The following is a 19,984-nucleotide window of genomic DNA, read 5'->3' on the forward strand; positions in this document are numbered from 1 at the left end:
CGCCTGATCTCCCCGGGTTCCATATCACCAAGAAAGAAAACAAGCTGGGCATGCGCGCGTCACCCACGCTGCAGATCGTGCTCGACAACTGCCGCGTACCGGCGGACCGCCTGCTCGGTGACGAAGGGAAGGGGCTCACCTATGCGCTCGGCTCGCTCGATCACGGGCGGCTTGGCATTGCGGCGCAGGCGATCGGCATTGCCCGTGCGGCGCTCGAAGCCAGCGTGAAGTACGTGGGCGAGCGCAAGCAGTTCGGCAAGCATATCGGCGAGTTCCAGGCCATCCAGTTCAAGCTGGCGGACATGGCCACGCGCATCACCGCGGCTCGTACACTGCTGCACTCGGCCGCGGCCGCCAAGGAACGGGGCGAAAAGATCACGCGCTTCAGCAGCATGGCAAAGCTCTTCGCGTCGGAGACCGCCATGTGGGTCACCACGCAGGCCGTGCAGATCTTCGGTGGCTATGGCTACGTGACCGATTATCCCGTCGAACGCCACATGCGCGACGCGAAGGTGACGGAGATCTACGAGGGTACGTCGGAGATTCAGCGCATCGTGATTGCACGTGAGACGCTGGCCGCCGCCGCGGCCGCCGACGGGTCGCTCCCGGATTGAGTATGTTCTCCTGCGGTTCTTCGGCAGTTACCACCTTCACGCCCAGTGAGCTGACCCATGGTTGATATTGCCCGCCCCGGCGAGCGCATTCCCATCGCCTCCGACCACGCCGGATTCGAACTCAAGGAACGGCTGCGGGTGGTGCTCGGCGAGCTGGGTTACGAGGTGGAGGACATCGGCACGCACAGCACGGCTAGCACCGACTACCCCGATTATGCGCACCCGCTTTCGCAGCAGGTGAGCGACGGAGCGGTGGACCGCGGCATCCTGCTGTGCGGCACCGGGCTCGGCATGAGCTACGTGGCCAACCGGTATCCGGGGGTACGGGCGGCGGTGGTGTGGAATCCCGAAATCGCCGGCCTCGCCCGCAAGCACAACGATGCGAACGTTTTGGTGCTCCCCGCGCGTTTCGTGTCCGACGAGGACGCGGTGGCCATCCTGAAGACCTGGCTGGAGACGCCCTTCGAGGGCGGCCGCCACGAGACGCGGGTGACCAAGATCGAGCAGACGAACGAACAGAACGGAGCCGAAGCTCCGGGGAGTGGGGCATGAGTGCAGGAGCGAGCGCCGATTGGTCCAATTGGGACCGTCTGCCGCCGGGGGGCGCGCTGAGCGCGACCGACCCGGAGATCGCGCACCTCATCAGCGAGGAAGTCGAGCGTCAGAGCGACGGCCTCGAACTCATCGCCAGCGAGAATTTCGTGTCGCCGGCGGTGATGGAGGCCATGGGCTCGCCGCTCACCAACAAGTACGCCGAAGGGCTGCCGGGGAAGCGCTACTACGGCGGCTGCGAAGTGGTGGACAAGGTGGAACAGCTGGCCATCGACCGCGCCAAGCAGCTGTTCGGCGCCGACCACGCCAATGTGCAGCCGCACAGCGGCGCGAGCGCCAATGCCGCGGTATTCCTCGCCTTCATGAAGCCGGGCGAGACGTTCCTCGGCATGGACCTGTCGCAGGGCGGGCACCTCACGCACGGCTCGCCGGTCAACTTCTCCGGCCTGCTGTACAAGGCCGTGTCGTACGGTGTCACCGGTGACGGCATCATCGATTACGAGGACATGCGCGCCAAGGCGCGTGAGCACAAGCCGAAGATCATCATCGCCGGCTACAGTGCCTACTCGCGTGTGATCGACTGGCAGGCGTTCGCCGACATCGCGAAGGAAGTGGGCGCACTGTTCTGGGTGGACATGGCGCACTTCGCCGGCCTCGCGGCCACTGGGGCGTATCCGTCGCCGGTGCCCTTTGCCGACGTGGTGACCAGCACCACGCACAAGACGCTGCGCGGTCCGCGCGGTGGCATCATCCTGTGCAAGGCCGAACACGCCAAAGCCATCGACAAGGCCATGTTCCCCGGCATGCAGGGCGGGCCGCTGGAGCATGTCATTGCCGCCAAGGCGGTGGCATTCCACGAGGCGCTGCAGCCGTCGTTCACGGCGTACTGCCAGCAGGTGGTGCAGAATGCGCAGGTGCTGGCCGCGGCGCTCGTGCAGCGCGGCTATCACATCGTGAGCGGTGGCACCGACAACCACCTCATGCTCGTCGATCTCCGTAACAAGGGGCTCACCGGCAAGGTGGCGGAAAAGGTGCTCGATCAGGCCGGCATTACGGTGAACAAGAACACGGTGCCCAACGAGACGCAGTCGCCGTTCATCACGAGCGGTATTCGTATTGGCACGCCGGCCGTCACCACCCGCGGTATGGACGGCGACGCGATGCAGCAGATCGCGGCACTCATCGATCGCGTGCTCAGTGATCACGAGAATGCCGAGACGGTAGCCGCGGTGAAGGCCGACGTGAAGGCGCTCGCCGACCGGTTCCCGCTGTATCGCGCCGTTGCGCAGGTGTGACATCGATCTGATTCCCATGTGACCGACGGGCCCACCGCGCGTCGTGCCAGTATGGCGCGCGGCTAACCCGTGCACACAGCGGAACTTCCGCTGCGTGCAATCACAAAGCTGGGATGAGCGAACCGCGCGGGCGGCCATGGGAGTTGTGGCCGCCCGTTTCCATCGGCAGTATTCACGGGTCACAGCAAGGACGCGCGGCTTCCCCCTTCGGCGCGCACCGCGGTTCGACCGACGCACCACCCGAGAGGCAGCAAAGCGTGACCGAGTTGGCGTTCCGTGAAGGCATCATGGATCAGATCCGTCTGCGTGAGCAGCGGTTCGACGAGCGCGCATATCTGTTCGTGCTGTCGGCGCTGGAGCACAGTCAGACGCGTCTGGTCGAGCGCCGCCACATCAGCGGACCCGAGCTCGCCCACGCCTGTCGCGAGTTGGCTCTCCATCGCTTTGGCGTCATGGCGCGCGTGGTGCTGGAGCACTGGGGTGTGCGTTCCACCATGGATATCGGCGATATCGTGTTCACGCTGGTTGACCTCGGGCTGCTGGTCAGTCAGGCGCAGGACAGCCGCGACGACTTCTACGGTGTGTTCGATTTCGCGGAGGCGTTCGAGCGCGAATACCCGTGGAGCACGGCGCACGTCTGAACCCGCCACTGCACGCCTTGCGGGTCACCACGGCCGCTGAGGCGGCGGCGCGCGATCGCGGCGCCATCAATGCGGGGACGCCGTCGTTCGATCTCATGCTGCAGGCCGGTACCGCTGCGGCCTCCTGGCTGCTGCGGGAGTGCGCCGCCCAGCTGTCACACGGCGTCGCGTTGCTGGCCGGTAGCGGCAACAACGGCGGCGATGCGTATATCGTTGCCGCGCAGCTCGCCCGCGCCGGCATTGCCGTGCGGCTGCACGCCAGCGCACCGCCGCGCACACCGGATGCACAGCGGGCCGCGCAACTCGCCACGCCGTATCTCGTATTTGGAGCGCCCACCGGCCACGAGCGCCTCGTCATCGACGGGCTCCTCGGCACCGGGCATCGCGGGCCTCTGCGTGACTCGGCACTGGCGGACTGCGCGCGCCTCGCGCTCGCCCGAGATGGTGGTGCCACGATCGTGGCGCTCGACCTGCCGAGTGGGCTCGACGCCACCTCGGGCGAGGTCGCCGACGGCAGTGTTCCCGCGCACGTGACCTTGTCGTTCGGCACGATCAAGCGCGGAATACTGCTGCGGCGTGATCATGTGGGGCGGCTGGTGCTGCTCGACATCGGCTTGGGCCTCCACGGGGATATCCCGGGCGATCGCGACGACGAGGCGTGGCGCTGGGCCGACGCCGACAGCCTGCGTGCGCTCGGGCGCGCGGCGCACGCCGCCGATGCGTGGACGTCCCACAAGGGCATGCGCGGACGGGTCGGCATTGCCGGCGGCGAGACGGGGATGGCCGGTGCCGTGGTGCTGGCCTGTCGGGCCGCTCTGCACACGGGGGCAGGGTTGGTGCACGCCATTGTCGATGAGCCCAGCGTGGCGTCCGTGCAGTCGCTGGTGCCGCAGGCCCTCGCGCATCGCTGGCCCTCCGAGCCCGCGAGCCGGCAGGCCGATGCGCAGCGCTACACCGCGCTCGCGATCGGCCCCGGGCTCGGACGTTCCCAGAGCGCGGCCATGGTGATGCAGCGCCTGCTCGATGGGCATCGTGGCACGCCCCTCGTACTCGATGCCGACGCGCTGTGGCTCGCGGCCGATGCGGCGAACGCGCTGGGCACCGATACGGCCTCGATGTTGCGGCACTGGGTGCGCGACACACCGCAGGCCGTGTGCACGCCGCACCCCGGGGAGTTTGCGCGCCTCCTCGGCACACCACTCCCGGACGCATGGGAGCCGCGGGCTGCGCTGCTCGCGCAGTTCGCCAGCCGGGCTGGCTGCACAGTGCTCCTCAAGGGCACGCCTACGCTGGTGGCCACGCCCGACAGCCAGCCGCTGTGGGGCGTTCCGCACGGCACGCCCATGCTCGCGACGGGCGGCAGCGGCGATTGTCTCACCGGCATCATTGTCGCGTTGCTCGCGCAGGGCTGCTCGGCGCGAGATGCTGCCGTCCTCGGCGCCACCCTGCATGGTCGCGCGGCCGAGCGCGCCACGGCAGTATGCGGCTCCATCCGCGGGGCCATGCTCGACGATGTGCTGCATGAACTCGGCGGCGTGTGGACCGACATCGAACGTGGTCACCCTCGCGCGCCCTATGTGCTCGCCGAACTGCCCGCCGTGTAGGCGGCTGATCCTCGTGGCCGGCCGATTGCTGAGTTCCGCGGCGGCCGCCGCGCTGCTCGCGGCCTGCGCTCCACTACCGCCGGGGGCGTCTCCGCCAATGGTGGGCGCCGTCGGCGAGGAGCGGGTGCGGGTGGGGAGCTTCTCGGTGATCGATGCCGTGGCCGTAACGCGGCGCTTTGTTTTCGCGGCCGGACCAGGCGGGGTGGCCGTGTACGATCGCATCGCCGAGCGCTTCCTGCCGCCGGCGTCGCGCGATCTCGATCGAGAACTCGGGCGCGATCCGCAGTCGTTTGCGACGCAGCCGCTCACCGGCTTCGGCGCGTCCATTACGACCATGGCCGGCGATCCTGTCGAAGACGCGCTGTGGGTGGGCGTCCCCGGCGCCGTCATCACGTATCGACCGTTCAGCGGACAGGTGCAACGCACCATCGTCACGGGAGTGCCACAGCGTATCGTGTTCGATCGCAGCGGCAACGGCGATGCGCTCGTGCAGAGTGGCGGACAGTGGACGCGCATCTCGCGGGTGGGCATCAGCACACCCAGCGCGCCACCAGTATCGCAGCAGGTCATCGTTGCGCCCACGTTGGCCGACCTCGTCCAGCGGTATCCCGGGCTGCGCGCTCAGCCGCAACTGCTGCTGCGACGCACCGTGCCCAACCGCCCCATCGGCAATTTCGCGCTGACGGCGGGCGCCGCGTCGCCCGATCGTGCCAGTGAGTTGTGGCTCGGTACGGATGGCGAGGGGCTGTTCCGCTTCGATCCCGTGTTCGGGCAAGGGAGCGCGTTGCCGTACGGCCTGCTCGATGCGGGCGCCGGGGCACTCGCGCCGGCGGCGAACGGGGTATGGGTGGCGGGGCTCGGGCTCTCGCGGCGCGGGGGCCTCACCTTCGCCTCCACCGACCTCCAGCGCTGGCGTTGGATCGAGGGCACCATCACGGTGCCGCTCGCCGGCGTGCGCACCTTCGCGATGGCTACGCGCGGTGCGCGGGCGTGGCTCGGCACCGATCGCGGCCTCGTGCGCGTACAGTTGGACGGTGCGCAGGAGATGCGCGCCACCACGCGACTGGGTGGACTCCCCGACGATCGTGTCTTTGCCGTGGCGCCCCGCGATGACGGTGCGTGGGCGGGCACCGGGCGCGGGCTGGTGTTCGTGTCCGACTCGCTCGGCGCCGGTGAGTCATTGCTGCGCGATGTGGCCGTACATGCGCTGCAGACGACCGGGACAACGCTGTGGGTGGGTTCGCAACGCGGACTCTTCGCGATGCCTGCCGACGGCGGTGCCGGCCGTGGTACGGTGGCCGATGCCCCACGCGCCGCGAATGCCGCCGACCTTGTGTTGCGGATGCCCATCCGGGCGCTGGCCGCGAGCGATTCCGTGCTGCTCGTGGCCACCGACGACGCGGTGGTCCTCGTCGATCCACGTGCCGGGGCGGCTTCCTCGGCCGTACAGCGGTTACCGGCGCTCGATCCGCGCTTCGTGGGTGAGGTGACACGCGTGGCGGCCGACGAGCGCGCGTTTGTGGTCGCCGGGCGCGATGGTGTCCTGCTCGTCTCGCGGAGCACCGGGGCGCGGCGCGAGTTGCGCGTGCCGCTCGACGTGCCCGGTCCGGTCTTGGACGTGCTGCTCCAGCGCGATGCGGTGTTTCTCGCCACGGCGCATGGGCTGCTGCGCTATCAGCGTACCGGCGACGGGCTGGTGCCGTAGGCAAGCGGCCGATCTAGCTTACACGCATGTTCAGCACGCACGGCAGTCCCGACGAGGCGTTCCGCGCACACCAGGCCATGGGGCAGGGGGTGGAGTTCGACACCATCCGCCTGCTCATGTCGCGTTGGGGCGATCTCGCCGTCGACATCGGTGATGATGCCGCCGTGCTGCCGCGCCTCATCAGCGGACAGCGCGTCGTGAGCACCGATGCGTGTGTGGAGGATGTGCACTTCCGTCGCGCCTGGCTCACCCCGTTCGAGGTGGGGCATCGCGCGGCGGCCGCCGCGCTCTCGGATCTTGCGGCGATGGGCGCGCGCGCCGAGTGCGTGCTGGTGGCGTTCATCGTGCCGCCGTCGTGGGAGGGCGACCTCCCGCAGGTGGCCGACGGGATCGGCTCGCAGGTGCGCGCGGCCGGCGCCCGCATCGTGGGAGGCAATCTCAGCCGTGGCCGCATCTTCGCCATCACTCTCACCGTGATCGGCGTGGCCGAACGTGTCGTGTCGCGGGCCGGGGCGGCGGTGGGCGACCTTGTCCTCGTCACCGGCACGCTTGGGGGGCCAGGTGCCGCGCTTGCGGCGTGGGAGAACGGAAACGCCCCCGAGGCCTGGGCGCGCTCGCGGTTCGCGGCGCCCTCCCCGCGACTCGCTGCGGGAGCGGCACTCGCCGCTGCCGGTGCCACGGCGATGCTCGACATCTCCGACGGCATCGCTGCCGATGCCCGGCATCTCGGCGCCGCCAGCGGCGTATGGCTGGCCCTCGATGAGCGGCGGCTGCCGGTTGGCCCTGGCGTTGAGCCCGCCAGCGCCCTTGTGAGCGGCGAAGAGTACGAGCTGCTGGTTACCATGCCCCCGGCGGCTTTTGCGGCCGTGGCGGAGCGCTGGGAGGCCGAGCAGGGGGTGTCGCTCACCGTCATCGGAGCGGTAGAGTCGGCTGGCGCGGCGGAGGAGACCGCCGCTGTGCGCGGGCATGACCATTTCGGTACGGATCAGTAACGTCCGGCCATTGTAGGACCGGGCCGTTTTCGCGAACTTCGATCGATGTTCCGGACCGGCATCACCTTCATCGCGCTGCTCCTCGGCACCCTCGTCTTCGGCTCGACCGTGCTCGTGGCCCAGCTGCTCGGTGTGAAGCAGGGGCCGGACAGCATCTACGAAAGGTGCCCGCGCTGGTGGGCGTGGTGGCTGCTGCGCGCCGCCGGCGTGAAGGTGGTGCTGCACGGCGACGACGGGCTCGCGAAGGGCGCCCCCCGGGTGTACATCGCGAACCACGTGAGCTGGTTCGACATCCCCAGCATGATCGAGGTGCTCCCGCACTACGGCTTCGTGGCCAAACGGGAGCTCGAGAAGATTCCCGTTTTCGGGGCCGCCGCGCGCGGCGTGGGCGTCATCTTCATCGACCGGGAGAACCGCAAGGCGGCCTTCGGCGCCTATGAGGAAGCCGCCCGCAATATCGCGCAGGGGAACCCGGTGCTCGTGTATCCCGAGGGCACGCGCGGCAGCACCTACTCGCTGCGTCCCTTCAAGAAGGGGCCGTTCGTGCTCGCGATCGCGTCGCAGGCGCCGGTGGTGCCCGTGGTCATCCACGGCACCATCGAGGTGAACCCACGCGAGGAATTCCGGGCCAGCCCCGGCACCGTGCATGTGCACCTGCTGGAACCCATCTCCACCGTCGGGCTCACCTACGCCGACCGCGAAACGCTCGGCGAGCAGGTCCGTGAGCGAATGGCCGAATGCCTCGCCACGACGTACGGGGTGACGCCGCCCATGATCGCGGGCGAGGGACGACAGCCCCGCGCCGAGCCCCTGCCAGCACCCGCTTCGTCGTAGATTACCCATCGCCGTGAGCACGGAGCAGTCTGCGTCGTTGCTCCCAAACTGCCGTCTGCGGTTCCTGCCGTCTGCCGTCTGCAATTGCTGTTCACCAAAATCGCCCTACACCAATTCCTGCCCCATGGCCCCCATCGTCTCCGTCTCCGCGCGCGAAATCCTCGACTCCCGCGGCAATCCCACCGTTGAAGTCGATGTCATTCTCGAAACCGGCGCGGCCGCCCGTGCTGCGGTACCGAGCGGCGCCAGCACCGGCGAGCGCGAAGCGGTGGAACTGCGCGACGGTGACCCCGAGCGCTACGGCGGCAAGGGCGTGCAGCAGGCGGTGAACAACGTCAACACCGAGATCGCCGAGGCGCTCGAGGGCATGGACGCCACCGATCAGATCGCGATTGATCGCGCGCTGCTGGATCTCGACGGCACGGAGAACAAGGGGCGCCTCGGCGCCAACGCGATGCTCGGCGTGTCCATGGCCGTCGCGCGTGCGGCGTCGCTCGAGGTGGGGCTCCCGCTCTATCGTTACCTCGGTGGCCCGATGGCGCGTACGCTCCCCGTGCCGATGATGAACATCCTCAACGGCGGCGCGCACGCGACGAACACGGTGGACTTCCAGGAGTTCATGGTGATCCCGGTGGGCGCCGACTCGTTCGCTGAAGGGCTGCGCATGGGCACGCAGGTATTTCATCAGCTCAAGAAGGTGCTGGTGAGCCGCAAGCTCTCCACCGGCGTGGGCGACGAGGGCGGCTTCGCGCCCAACCTCGCGAGCGACGAGGAAGCGCTGAAGGTGATCATGGAAGCCATCGAAGCGGCCGGCTTCCGCCCCGGGCAGGACATCGCGCTCGCGCTCGACGTGGCGGCCAGTGAGCTGTTCCGCGACGGTCAGTACCACTTCAAGAAGAGCGGGGCGGCCTCGCGCTCGCCGCAGGCGATGGCCGAGATGTACGCGAGCTGGCTCGAGCAGTATCCCATCGTGTCCATCGAAGACGGCATGGCCGAAAACGACTGGGACGGCTGGAAGATCCTCACCGACATGGTGGGTGACCGCTGCCAGCTCGTGGGCGACGACCTGTTCTGCACGAACAGCGAGATCCTCGCCAAGGGCATCGAGGCCGAAGTGGCCAACGCGATTCTCATCAAGGTGAACCAGATCGGCACGCTCACCGAAACGCTCGAAGCCATCGAGCTCGCGAAGAGCGCGGGCTACAACAGCATCATCTCGCACCGTTCGGGCGAAACCGAAGACACGTTCATCGCCGATCTCGCCGTGGCCACGCAGGCCGGCCAGATCAAGACCGGCGCGCCGTCGCGCAGCGATCGCGTGGCGAAGTACAACCAGCTGCTCCGCATCGAAGAGCAGCTCGAGGGCTACGCCGAGTATCCCGGCGGCGCCATCTTCGGCATCTGAGTCGGAGCGCACGCATGGCCGCGACGAAGAAGAGCGTAACGCGAGGTGGCGTGCTGCTGCGCCGTCTTGCGTGGGCGGCCGGCGTGCTGTTCGTGGTGTACTACGCCGTGGAAGGTGGCGAGTACGGGGCGAGTGATCTGCTGGGGCAGCGCGAGGATGTGGCCGAGCTCGAGGCCGAACTCGCGCTGCTGCGAGACACGGTGGCAGTGCTCGACACCACGCTCACCCGCGTGAGCACCGACGACTTCACACTCGAGCGCATTGCGCGCGAGGAGTACGGGTTGGTGCGCGGTGAGAAGGAGCTGCTGTACTGGGTGGATGATCCGGCGGTGCGTGATAGCGTGGCGTCGGATAGTGCGAAGAAGAGTGCGGCCGACGACAGCACGAAAACGCCGGAATAAGCACGATATGAGGGCGCGCGGGGTTGACTCTGCGCGTGCACCGGCTAATATCCCAAGACTGCCGCGGGGTGGAGCAGCCTGGTAGCTCGTCGGGCTCATAACCCGAAGGTCGCGGGTTCAAATCCCGCCCCCGCCATAGCAATCGGCCGGTCCGAAAGGGCCGGCCGTTTGCGTCCCGTAAGTGCCGCGTCTGCTCCAGGCGCGGGTCACGCTTGTGGGGCTGGGTAGCTCAGCCGGTTAGAGCGCACGACTCATAATCGTGAGGTCGGGAGTTCGAGTCTCCCCCCAGCTACTTCCGTGTTGGAAACGCAAACGCCGCCGGCTCTAGGAGCCGGCGGCGTTTTGCGTTCGCCCAGTCTTACGCGCTTGCCGTCTTCCTCGCCGGCGCCCGGCGCTTCTTCACCGGCGCCTCGATCGTCGGTGGCGTCAACTCCGGCTCGGGCGCTACGGCACTGGTGGCCAGCACCACCGCGTCCGGCACGAGCGCCACATCGGCGGCTACCGACACGGTGACCGCTTCCTGCGCTGCGGCATCGACCCGCCGCTTCGGCGCGGCGAACGGATCGTCGGCCCAGAGATCGCCCGTGGTCTCGGGCACCGACGCCACCGTTGGCGACGACCGTGGCGTCCACGCCTCGCGCGGCGTCTGTTCGCGCGTCGGCGTGTCATTCGGCATCGCCGACCGCGCCACCATCACTGGCGCCTCGGTCATCCCTAACAGCGAGAGCGTGACCGCGCGGCCGGCCTGCCCCGAGCGCGACGCTTCGCAGACGCGGAAGGCCACGCGTGAGCGATACCGCTCCAGCCGACTGAACAGGTTCGGATCGGTGAAGTCCGCGCGACGGAAGTAGTAGTCGAGACCGTCGTCGGCGCGCACAAAGCCGTAGCCGTGCGCGTGCACCTTGGTCACGACCCCCTCCACCACAGGGCCAGCGCTGGCCTCGGACGACGCGGGCTCGTCGTTCGCGACGGCCTCGGCGGCAAATGACATCGTAAAGTCGGCGTAGGGCGAATCGTCCGAGGATTCCGACGCCACCGCCTCCGCCACTGGGCTGACCTCGTCCGCCACCGCCCGCGGCGATGGACGCGCCGCCGGCGACACCACCTGCGCCCACAACTGATCGAGCCAGAGCACCTCGAAATCGCGGATGCGCACCGGGTCATTGGGATCGCTCAGCTCGCGCGCGCAGCTGCCGCGGGCGCTCACCACCGCAACGCGCTTGCCCAGGCGCCGCACGGCCTGCAACGCCGGGACGAAGTCACGATCACCGCACACGACAATCGCGATGTCGTACGCCGATACCGCCGCCATCTCGAGCAGCGACGTGGCGAGTCCCACGTCCACCGCCTTCTCGGGAGGCGTGTATCCCTCCTCACCCGGCGTACGCCGCACGCGGTGCCCGCGGTAATCGGTCTCGTACCGGAAGACCTCGTAGCGATGGTGACGCCGCAGACTGTCGAAGAACTCACTGCGCCGCTGCACCGCGTCCTGATCTTGCAGATCGTAGTTGGTCGCAATGGAGCCGAAGTAGTGCGTACGCACGACGTCGATACCGCTGCTTAGCGCCATCTGTGACGCGATCGCCTGCGCGCACACGCGGGGCAGGGCACCGAAGTCCAGCGGCCCTCCCGTGCGCCCCAGCACCCCGTGCTGGTCCGCCAAACGATTCGTCGTGACGGCCAACCATGTGCCGTCGATGAACACCATTGCGCGCGTTGACATCCATGCTCCATTGCGTGTGTGACATCACCCGGTGGGAGACCACCGCCGGGCCGAACTACCCCCCGCTCAGCGTACGACCCAGTCGGCCTTGAGGTGCACCGTCCCCCACGCGATCACGAGTTCGCCCTTCTGCGCGCCCGGCGCCGTGCTCGGCACCAGCGTGATGGCAAGGCTCTCCTGCGCTGTCGACAGCGTGGTCGCGGTGAGCGGGATGCGCGCGTAGTCCTTCGCCGCATCGTATGCCGCCACGTTCACCTGCGCCGCGCCGGTGGTCTCCTGCTGCAGGATGAGCGTCCAGCCGCTGCGCTCGGGCAGGAGCTGCGCGACATAGCGCCCCTTCGCCACGGCCTTGCCGCCCAGCGTCAGATCGACATCCGTCGTGAACAGCGTCGCGGCGTTGGCGCCGAGGCGCCACACCTTGCCCATGGGCACCAGGCTGTCGGTGAGCAACATACGGCCGCGCAGATGCGGCTGGCCGTAGTCGATCCGCACGATGGCCGGCTTGCCGGCGGCGCGCTGCGCGGCGGTATCCGCGAAGGTGAGTGACATCTCGGTGATGGCGCGCGTGCTGGGCGCCGCGCGGCGGGCACCGGCCTGCGCCTGCATGGTGGTGCTCAGGGCGCACGACGTCAGCGCCACCACGGCGATCGAAGCAAAGCGGAACATGAGAAATCCTGGGGCGAATGTAGGTACGAATTACGGGCGCAGCGATTCACGCTGCAGCGCGAGCTTCACAGCCGCGTAGGCGTCGATCAGACCGCCGGTGCGGGACAACGAGGAGAACGGGACCTGCTGACCAGCACCCCCGGGGAGCGCCACCACCGCGTCCGGAAACGTCCGGACCGATTGCACGATGATCTCACGCACATCCGCGGGAGTGAGCTTCGGAAAATAGGCGAGCAGCAGCGCCGCCACACCTGATACCACGGGGGCGGCCATGCTGGTCCCGTCTTCCCGCTTCACCCCACCGCCCGGTACGGTGCTGAGAATGTCCTCACCCGGCGCGAAGAGATCGACGGTCTGCTTGCCGTAGTTGCTGAATCCGGTGGCAAGGGCGCTGGGCCCCTTCCAGGAACTGGCACCCACCTCCAGCCACAGTCGCGCGCGGGCGCCGCCCCCGAGGGTTGGCGTGGGGTACGACGGCACCACGTCGTTGTTCTCGCCGTCGTTGCCCGCGGCGTGTACCATGAGCACGCCCTTCGCGTCCGCGTAGCGTATCGCGCTGTCCACCACCGCCTTCTTCGGCGAGTACGCTTTGCCGAAGCTCATGTTGATCACCTGCGCGCCGTTGTCCACGGCGTAGCGAATGGCGCGGGCCACATCCTCATCGCGCTCATCGCCATCCGGTACGGTGCGCACTCCCATGATGCGCACGTTGGGGGCAATACCCATGACGGAGTTGGCTGCATTGCGCTCGGCGCCAATGATCCCCGCCACGTGCGTGCCGTGTGACGCATCCGGCCCCATGATATCGGGTGAGCCCGCGCCCTTGATCGCCCGTGGGTAATAGGTGGTGTCGAGCCCGAACGTGGCCTGCGATTCGTAGGCTTTCTTCGCTTCGGCCAGTCCAGCCGCATCGAGTCCGTCTGCCTCGAGCGCGAGCCACAGGTCACGGGCGCGGGAGAGCTCCGGCGACGCCGGCGCAAAGCCGCTGACCTTGCCTCGCGTGAGTGGGGCGCCAAGCACTCCTTCGAGCACGGCGTGGACCTGGCCCAGCATGCGGTCGAGGCTGCGGATCTGATTGAGGGTACCCGTCACCTCTTCCCGCTTGTCGGCGTAGGCACCGGCCAGCGAATCGCAGCGCGCGGCCGGCGGTTTCCTGATACCGGTACCCGCCGCGGTGCCGCGGCATGCCGCATACAATCGCGTTAGCTCGAATGTTTCGGCGCCGACGGCACTCCCTGCCGGCGTCACCAGAAAATTCCATCCTCGCCGATCGTCCGCGTAGCCGTTGCGGTCGTCGTCGATGGCGTTGCCGGCGATCTCCTTGTCATTCTGCCACAGTTGCGCGCGCAGATACGTGTGTGCGGTGTCCACGCCGCCGTCGATCACGGCGACGATCACACGGCGCTGCGGCTGGCGACCGGCGAGCAGGTCGCGCATCGCCCGCTCGGATCCCACACCGAGCACCTTGTCGTTGTCGTAATCCAGGCGATGCCAATCCGCGCGCGCCGTATCCACGGTCTCCGTTGCTGCGGGAGCGGGTGCCGGTGGACTGACCGTGATCGGCGGCTGCTGCACCGGTGTCGCCACGATCTCCTGCGAGGTGGGGCTCGGTGCGGGTGTCGGTGTGGCGCGCGCGCAGGCCGTGAACAGTATCGCCAGAGCAAGCGCACGCAGTGGCGCCGTGGTCCGATATCGCATCATGGTGTCGAGCAAGAAGACAAGGGGATGGCTAGGCCTGCGGCTCGGTCGATGCCGTCGGCTCGAATAGCGCACACACGGCGCCGGCCGGAAGCGCGTCGGTAGTCATGCACGCTTCCGGTATGAGGCTGCTGGAGTCTGGTGACATCGGCGCGCGGCAGCAATGGTCGTCGCCCGGCACGCGGCGCGTGGGCAGACGTGCTCAGCGATTCGAAGTGCCGAGTGGGGTGCGCCGTGAGCCGTGTCGCTGCCAGACGCGCGCCGATTCACCGGTGTGCTGCGCCTGCAGCTTCACCGCATGCAAGGCGTCTCGGGCCTGCGCATGGGCCGACTCGGGTGAGACCAGCGGCAGGGGATAGTCACCGCCGATGCGGAGCCCGTGCATCAGCTGCACCATCGCGGGCGTGTCCCATGGGCGATACAGATCGGCGGTGGGTAACGCCGCGAGCTCCGGCACCCAGCGGCGCACGAACGTCCCGTCGGGGTCGTGCTCCTCGGCCTGTTTCACTGGGTTGTAGATGCGAATGGTGTTGATGCCGGTGCTCCCGGCCTGCATCTGGCACTGCATCCAGTGGATGCCGGGTTCGTAGTCGACGAACGCGCGGGCCAGCACGGTTCCGGCGTGTCGCCAATGCAGCCACAGATAGTGCGACGCGAAGCTCATGACCATGGCGCGCATGCGGAAGGTCAGCCAGCCGGTCGCGTCGAGACTGCGCATGCAGGCGTCCACCAGCGGAACGCCCGTGTGCCCCGTGCGCCAGGCGTCGAGACGTGACGCGTCCACCGCGTGCGGCCACACGTCAGCGTAGAGCGGTGAGAACGGCTGGTACTCCAGCGCGGGCTCGTCTTCGAGTTTCTGCGTGAAATGGTCGCGCCACTCGAGGCGCGACGCAAAGCTTACCAGCGACTGTTGCCACCGCACGAGCGGCGCACGTGCGGACGGTGCGACCGCGGCCGTGCTGTCCCGCAGTTCACGCACACGTACACGCGCCGCATGATACGCCTCACGGTTCGAGAGGGTGCCAAAGGCGAGGTGGGCGCTGATGCGACTGCATGCGAGCTCCGCGTCGCTGGGGCTCGACATCGCGCGGCGATAGTCCTCGCCCCGTTCGTACAGGAAGGAATGCAGCAACGACTCCGCCTGTTCGCGTCCCCCCGTCTGCCGCGCGTGTGCGCCGGTATTCACGCCGGAGTGGGGGCCATCCGGGCGTGCGAATCGCAGCGACGCCGGGACACGGCGCAGTTCGTCGTCCGTCGCGCCCACCAGCACCTCGGGCGCTCGTGCGCACGGGCGGCGCATGGTCGCCACCCAGTGATCGTGCCAACCATCGCGCGTCGCGAGACGGCGGACCACACCGGCGCCCTGCCGTTCGTGTAGCGGGACGCCGCGGCGCTTCGCCCATGCACGAACCCGACGGTCGCGCGCGTAGGTGATCGCATTGCCGGTCTCCTCGTGCGCGTGGATCGCTGCGATGGGCAGGGCGTCGCACAACGCGTCGAATACGTCGGGTAATGAGCCGCGCAGTTCGAGTAGCGCCACGTCGCGCGCACCGAGCGCCGCATGCAGCGAATCGAGCGATTCGCGAAGAAACGCCGCGTGCCGCGGCGAGAAATCGTCGGCCCGCTGGACCTCGGGTTCGTGCACGAACACCGGTAGGACGCGGCCCGCCGACGCCGCTGCTACCAGAGGGGCGTGGTCATGAATGCGGAGATCGCGTTTGAACCAGACGAGTTGCAGCACGACGGCGCGAGGAGAGGAGCAGAACGGGGAATCGAGCGACGCCCGTCGCATGACTGGCGTCGAGGCGGGGCCTGCGGTCAGGCGATCTGTCGCAACGCGGTCGTGGGGGCGGCCGTATCAGGGGCTGACCCGATCGCGTCGGTGCCTACGCTCTCGGCGAGTTCATCGGTGGTCGCGCCGCGTCCCTCTCCGCGCTCGAGATGCGCCCTCAGGCCGAGCACGTGCGAAGCAACCGTGAGAGGGGAATGCATGTCGGATTAGAGAGCCGTGGGAACGACGGGCAGGCGGTCTCTGCCATGCGTCTCATCCCGAATCTGACGCGTTTGGCCACGGGAGTCTATTGGCCGGCTCTTGCGACACGTTTACTCTCAGAGGATAGTGAGCGTGTGGCGAGGCATCATGCGTTCTCTGGCACGGAGGTGCCATGCCCATGTCCCCCGAATCCCGATTGAAGCTCCGCGCGTTCGAGTCCACCCGTCGTCTCTCGTGGCGCGCCCTGCGCCACCAGGTGGTAGGGGTAGGGGCCGAGTTGGCGGTGATCGGCGCGTTCGTCGCGGCGGGGTGGCTCGAACGATGGGCGGCGAACCGTGAGCCAACCGCACCGGACGAAGCCGTGGGGTTCCTGGCGCCACATCGCCGCGCCGCCCCGGCACCGTCGGAGGAGCGGTTGTCGTTCGTGGGGCTGGGAGGCGCCGCGTGGGCGGCCAACGGGGAGACAGCGCTGCCGCGCGACGATGGCACGAAGGCGGTGGCGTTGTCCCAGCAGGGCACACGCCTCATTACCGACGAGGACCAGCCCCCGCAACCGGAAAGCGACTCGCCACGCGCCATGACGGAAATCGAAGTCGACTCGGCCGCAGCGCTCGACCCGAGTGCGGTGGGGCCGGAGTACCCGCCGGACCTGATGCAGGCTGGCGTTCAGGGCGTGGTGTATGCGCAGTTCGTGGTGGACAGCGAAGGCCACGCGGACACGCTCAACCTGCAGGTACTCGAAAAGGTGGAGCCGCAGTTCGTGGCCGCCGTCAAGCAGGCGCTGCCCAACATGAAGTACAAGCCGGCGGTGTTTGCGGGTCGGCGCGTGAACCAGCTGGTGCAGCAGGCGTTCGTCTTCCGCATCAAGCCGGCGGGATGACAGGGGCGGGGGGCCAGCGTCCCCTCGCCTTGGCGCGTTGAGAGGGAGATATTCGCCCCGGTCGCGAGCGCAGGCCGATACCTGTGCCCGCCGGTGGTCCGGTCATCCTCTTTCGGAGCGCACGCGTGGACAGCACCCCTCTCGAATTCCTCGATCACGCCGAAGCCGAACTCGCGGCGCTGGAGTACGATCCGTCCAGCACCGGCGTACCGCGACGTGAATTCATGTTTCGCTCGCTGGTGATGGCGGCAGCGAGCACGTTCGGTGTGCGGTCGTTGGGCGCGCAGTCTCCGCAGGCGTACTTCGATGCCACGGCCGGCGTGTGGTCGGGGATGCTGCCGGTTCAGCCGCCGGCACAGCAGGAGCCCGTGGCGCTGGGCAACGGCGAGGCCCCCGCGCTCCAGTTCATGCCCTATCCTGAGGGAACGGGCGCGCTGATGGAGCGCATGGTCGCTAAGTACGGCGCCAAGGCGTTCACGCGGAGCACGTTCACGGTGGAGCCGTGGGTGGGAGCCGCCCCAACGTCGCCGGACGATCTCGCGTTTCTGCCGGCGCATCGCATCGCCGCGCTCATCAAGGCGCGCAAGATCACGTCGCGGCAGATCACCGACATCTATCTCGAGCGCATGGAGCGGCTCAACCCCACGCTCAACTGCGTGGTGACGCTCATGAAGGAGTCGGCGCGCGCCGAAGCCGACGCGATGGACAAGGAACTCGCGGCAGGCAAGTACCGCGGCCCGCTGCATGGGGTGCCGTACGGCATCAAGGACCTCTTCGCCACGAAAAACGCGCCCACGTCGTGGGGATCGCCCGACTTCAAGGATCAGCAGTTCGACTACGATGCCGACATCGTGGTGCGGTTGCGCAACGCCGGGGCCGTGCTGCTGGCCAAGCTCGCCACTGGGTTGTTCGCGCAGAACGACTGGTGGTACGGCGGGCGTACCAACAACCCGTGGAACCTCAACATCGGCTCGAGTGGCTCGAGCACCGGCCCCGGTTCCGCTACGGCGGCGGGGCTCGTGGCGTTCTCCATCGGCACGGAGACGCAGGGCTCGATCGTGTCGCCGAGCATTCGCAACGGCATTTCGGCGTTGCGCCCCACGTATGGCCGAGTGAGCCGTCACGGCGGCATGGTGCTGTCGTGGTCACAGGATCGCGTGGGGCCGATGTGCCGCACCGCCGAAGACTGCGCCATGGTGTTCAACGTACTGCACGGCGTGGACCCGAAGGATGCGAGTACGGTGACCACCCCGTTCACGTTCGATCGCAACATTCCGCTCGCGAAGCTGCGCATCGGGGTGGATGCCGCGGCGCCGGCGGAGCTGGTGGAGAAGCTCAAGGCCCTCGGCATGGCCCCCAAGACGATCGGTGCGCGCCCGACGGTGGCGGGCATGGCGGGGGGCGGGCTCAGCGTCGAATCGGCGTCGGCGTTCGACAGCTATGTGCAACGCAAGGCGAAGGAGTACAATCTCGACCTCAACGCGCTGCCTGCACGGCCCGCTGCAGGACAGGGTGCCAACGCGCCGTTCGGCAACACGCCGCCGGCGCGTCCGAAGGGGGTGAACGAGGGCGACGCGAATCCCATGGCCGCCGCCGACTGGAACCCGCGCTTCGTGGGCAGCCGCAACACTCGCGCGTTCGAGTTCATCAACAACCAGCGCCGCCGTCTGCTGCTCGTCCAGAAGTGGGGCGAGTTCATGAAGGACCTCGACGGGTTCATCGGCGGCCCCAACGCCGACGTGGGGCCGAACGCGCAAACCGGGCATCCGTGCGCGGTGCTGCCGTACAAGTTCGATGTGCCGCAGTTCGGCTTCGGCGGGCAGCGTGGCAACGACAGCACCCCGGCGCCGACGTACAAGGCGCAGCCGATCTGCGCGGTGATCACGGGCAACCTGTACAACGACGATGTCATCCTGTCGATCGCGCACCAGTTTCAGAAGGCGACGGATTTCCACGCGCGGAGACCGGCGCTCTGAGTTCTGGCTGTTGTGTCGGGGGCGAGGTCGTCAACAGCAGACGGCAGACGGCAGGAACTACAGCACGCAGTCACGGAGGAATGCGGTAGAACAACACGGCAGCGTGCGCTGCGCGCCGCTGCCGATATCCCAACCGCGAAGGAAATCGGGGGCGCCGCGAAGCGGTCGCCCCCGTTTTGTTGTACCACAATCCTCCCGTCTGCGTGCTGTAGTTCCCGCCGTCTGCCGTCTGCTTTTCGTCACGCCTACAGAAACCCATCAGGCAATCCAGCCGTATTCCCTACATGCACGCCCCCGCTCCCTCCATCAGCCAGGGCCACCGTGACCACGTGGTGCGCCTGCTCTCGGCCGCGTTTGCGGACGATCTCCTATCCACGGACCAACTCGACCAGCGACTCGCTGCGGTGTATCGCGCTCAGTCCATGGCCGAGTTGCAGCTGCAGCTTGTCGATCCGGCCGATCCCCGTCGGTGGTTGAACGACAACAATCGCTACGTCACGGCGAATGAGCTCGTGCCCGAACGCGGCATTGCCGCCGCGATCGCCGGGGCGTTTACCGCGAGGGGAGGCTGGCTCGTGCCACGGCACCTCAAGGTGTGGGCCGTGGCGGGCGGCGGCGATCTCGATCTGCGCGAGGCGAGATTTGCACCCGGCATCACGGAGATCGAGGTGGTGTCGATCATGGGCGGCGTGGATCTCATTCTGCCGGAGGGAATCCGGGTGGAGGTGATCGGTGCGGCGTTCCTTGGCGGCTTCGAACACCGGTCGGGGATGGCGGTGGAGGATCCCGACGCACCGCTCGTGCGCGTGAGTGGTCTGGCGGCGCTCGGGGCCGTCGATGTGACCAGGACGCGGCGGGAGTACAAGAGCGAAAAGCAGTATCTCGCCGCGCTGGCGCGGGCGACGGAGATGTCGCGGGGAAGGTAGGGCGGGTTGTGGTGCGGGCGACTTCCTGCAGACGGCAGACCGCAGGCACTACAGCGCGCAGTCACGGAGGAATTCGGTA

18 protein-coding genes and 2 tRNA genes are annotated in these 19,984 nt (G+C 68.1%); 15 read left to right on the top strand and 5 right to left on the bottom strand.

Annotated elements, in window-relative coordinates; all coding sequences use genetic code 11:
- From ACIQ6O_RS03540 to ACIQ6O_RS03595, 12 genes are all read left to right on the top strand, one after another.
- Positions 1–614: acyl-CoA dehydrogenase family protein (locus tag ACIQ6O_RS03540; protein ID WP_396206402.1), on the top strand; the 614-nt coding region annotated here is incomplete at its 5' end.
- 57 nt (positions 615–671) lie between these two features.
- Positions 672–1,166, top strand: a complete 495-nt coding sequence (gene rpiB, locus ACIQ6O_RS03545; protein ID WP_396206403.1) for a ribose 5-phosphate isomerase B — start codon at positions 672–674, stop codon at positions 1,164–1,166.
- A complete protein-coding gene (glyA, locus tag ACIQ6O_RS03550; protein WP_396206404.1) occupies positions 1,163–2,461 on the top strand; it encodes a serine hydroxymethyltransferase in 1,299 nt (432 codons plus the stop codon). Before rpiB ends, glyA begins: the two co-directional genes overlap by 4 nt.
- 257 nt (positions 2,462–2,718) lie before the next feature.
- Positions 2,719–3,102, top strand: a complete 384-nt coding sequence (locus ACIQ6O_RS03555) for a Minf_1886 family protein (RefSeq protein WP_396206405.1) — start codon at positions 2,719–2,721, stop codon at positions 3,100–3,102.
- The gene (locus ACIQ6O_RS03560) at positions 3,081–4,706 is read left to right on the top strand and encodes an NAD(P)H-hydrate dehydratase (RefSeq protein ID WP_396206406.1); all 1,626 of its coding nucleotides are present in this window, start codon (positions 3,081–3,083) and stop codon (positions 4,704–4,706) included. The genes ACIQ6O_RS03555 and ACIQ6O_RS03560 overlap by 22 nt, the downstream gene beginning before the upstream one ends.
- Before the next feature lie 13 nt (positions 4,707–4,719).
- Entirely contained in the window at positions 4,720–6,411 is a 1,692-nt protein-coding gene (locus ACIQ6O_RS03565) for a hypothetical protein (RefSeq protein ID WP_396206407.1), read from the top strand.
- Between the two features lie 26 nt (positions 6,412–6,437).
- The gene (gene thiL / locus ACIQ6O_RS03570) at positions 6,438–7,403 is read left to right on the top strand and encodes a thiamine-phosphate kinase (protein ID WP_396206408.1); all 966 of its coding nucleotides are present in this window, start codon (positions 6,438–6,440) and stop codon (positions 7,401–7,403) included.
- 45 nt (positions 7,404–7,448) lie between these two features.
- Positions 7,449–8,237, top strand: coding sequence for a lysophospholipid acyltransferase family protein (locus ACIQ6O_RS03575; protein ID WP_396206409.1), 789 nt, complete (start codon positions 7,449–7,451; stop codon positions 8,235–8,237).
- 124 nt (positions 8,238–8,361) lie between these two features.
- Positions 8,362–9,642, top strand: a complete 1,281-nt coding sequence (gene eno / locus ACIQ6O_RS03580) for a phosphopyruvate hydratase (RefSeq protein ID WP_396206410.1) — start codon at positions 8,362–8,364, stop codon at positions 9,640–9,642.
- 14 nt (positions 9,643–9,656) lie between these two features.
- The gene (locus ACIQ6O_RS03585; RefSeq protein ID WP_396206411.1) at positions 9,657–10,043 is read left to right on the top strand and encodes a septum formation initiator family protein; all 387 of its coding nucleotides are present in this window, start codon (positions 9,657–9,659) and stop codon (positions 10,041–10,043) included.
- A 62-nt stretch (positions 10,044–10,105) separates the two neighbouring features.
- Positions 10,106–10,179: transfer RNA gene (locus tag ACIQ6O_RS03590), tRNA-Met, on the top strand.
- An 82-nt stretch (positions 10,180–10,261) separates the two neighbouring features.
- A tRNA-Met gene (locus ACIQ6O_RS03595) sits at positions 10,262–10,335 on the top strand.
- A gap of 66 nt (positions 10,336–10,401) precedes the next feature.
- On the opposite strand, the gene ACIQ6O_RS03600 is transcribed toward ACIQ6O_RS03595, so the two are convergent.
- The 5 genes from ACIQ6O_RS03600 to ACIQ6O_RS03620 form a co-directional block, all read right to left on the bottom strand.
- Entirely contained in the window at positions 10,402–11,766 is a 1,365-nt protein-coding gene (locus tag ACIQ6O_RS03600) for an NYN domain-containing protein (protein WP_396206412.1), read from the bottom strand.
- Positions 11,767–11,832: 66 nt separating this feature from the next.
- The gene (locus tag ACIQ6O_RS03605) at positions 11,833–12,432 is read right to left on the bottom strand and encodes a DUF2911 domain-containing protein (protein ID WP_396206413.1); all 600 of its coding nucleotides are present in this window, start codon (positions 12,430–12,432) and stop codon (positions 11,833–11,835) included.
- A gap of 30 nt (positions 12,433–12,462) precedes the next feature.
- On the bottom strand, positions 12,463–14,145 hold the full coding sequence (locus ACIQ6O_RS03610; protein WP_396206414.1) for a S8 family serine peptidase: 1,683 nt from the start codon (positions 14,143–14,145) through the stop codon (positions 12,463–12,465).
- 187 nt (positions 14,146–14,332) lie between these two features.
- On the bottom strand, positions 14,333–15,871 hold the full coding sequence (locus ACIQ6O_RS03615; RefSeq protein ID WP_396206415.1) for an FAD-binding domain-containing protein: 1,539 nt from the start codon (positions 15,869–15,871) through the stop codon (positions 14,333–14,335).
- A gap of 77 nt (positions 15,872–15,948) precedes the next feature.
- On the bottom strand, positions 15,949–16,122 hold the full coding sequence (locus ACIQ6O_RS03620) for a hypothetical protein (RefSeq protein WP_396206416.1): 174 nt from the start codon (positions 16,120–16,122) through the stop codon (positions 15,949–15,951).
- Between the two features lie 173 nt (positions 16,123–16,295).
- Here ACIQ6O_RS03620 and ACIQ6O_RS03625 point away from each other — a divergent pair, with 173 nt between their 5' ends.
- The 3 genes from ACIQ6O_RS03625 (at position 16,296) to ACIQ6O_RS03635 (ending at position 19,905) form a co-directional block, all read left to right on the top strand.
- Entirely contained in the window at positions 16,296–17,003 is a 708-nt protein-coding gene (locus ACIQ6O_RS03625) for an energy transducer TonB (protein ID WP_396206418.1), read from the top strand.
- A gap of 125 nt (positions 17,004–17,128) precedes the next feature.
- Positions 17,129–18,979 (top strand): amidase, encoded by a 1,851-nt coding sequence (locus ACIQ6O_RS03630; protein WP_396206419.1) that lies wholly within the window; start codon positions 17,129–17,131, stop codon positions 18,977–18,979.
- A gap of 284 nt (positions 18,980–19,263) precedes the next feature.
- Positions 19,264–19,905: a DUF1707 domain-containing protein gene (locus tag ACIQ6O_RS03635; protein WP_396206420.1), complete on the top strand. Its 642-nt coding sequence runs from the start codon at positions 19,264–19,266 to the stop codon at positions 19,903–19,905.
- Positions 19,906–19,984: the final 79 nt, after the last annotated feature.

Origin of the sequence: Gemmatimonas sp. (assembly GCF_044345575.1) — a bacterium.
Classification (GTDB): Bacteria; Gemmatimonadota; Gemmatimonadetes; order Gemmatimonadales; family Gemmatimonadaceae; genus Gemmatimonas.

Bases quoted from the DNA above. Each gene is read 5' to 3' on its own strand.
- rpiB (WP_396206403.1), top strand. From the start codon at position 672: ATGGTTGATATTGCCCGCCCCGGCGAGCGCATTCCCATCGCCTCCGAC.
- glyA (WP_396206404.1), top strand. From the start codon at position 1,163: ATGAGTGCAGGAGCGAGCGCCGATTGGTCCAATTGGGACCGTCTGCCG.
- thiL (WP_396206408.1), top strand. From the start codon at position 6,438: ATGTTCAGCACGCACGGCAGTCCCGACGAGGCGTTCCGCGCACACCAG.
- ACIQ6O_RS03575 (WP_396206409.1), top strand. From the start codon at position 7,449: ATGTTCCGGACCGGCATCACCTTCATCGCGCTGCTCCTCGGCACCCTC.
- eno (WP_396206410.1), top strand. From the start codon at position 8,362: ATGGCCCCCATCGTCTCCGTCTCCGCGCGCGAAATCCTCGACTCCCGC.
- ACIQ6O_RS03585 (WP_396206411.1), top strand. From the start codon at position 9,657: ATGGCCGCGACGAAGAAGAGCGTAACGCGAGGTGGCGTGCTGCTGCGC.
- ACIQ6O_RS03600 (WP_396206412.1), bottom strand. From the start codon at position 11,766: ATGTCAACGCGCGCAATGGTGTTCATCGACGGCACATGGTTGGCCGTC.
- ACIQ6O_RS03605 (WP_396206413.1), bottom strand. From the start codon at position 12,432: ATGTTCCGCTTTGCTTCGATCGCCGTGGTGGCGCTGACGTCGTGCGCC.
- ACIQ6O_RS03620 (WP_396206416.1), bottom strand. From the start codon at position 16,122: ATGCATTCCCCTCTCACGGTTGCTTCGCACGTGCTCGGCCTGAGGGCG.
- ACIQ6O_RS03625 (WP_396206418.1), top strand. From the start codon at position 16,296: ATGCCCATGTCCCCCGAATCCCGATTGAAGCTCCGCGCGTTCGAGTCC.
- ACIQ6O_RS03635 (WP_396206420.1), top strand. From the start codon at position 19,264: ATGCACGCCCCCGCTCCCTCCATCAGCCAGGGCCACCGTGACCACGTG.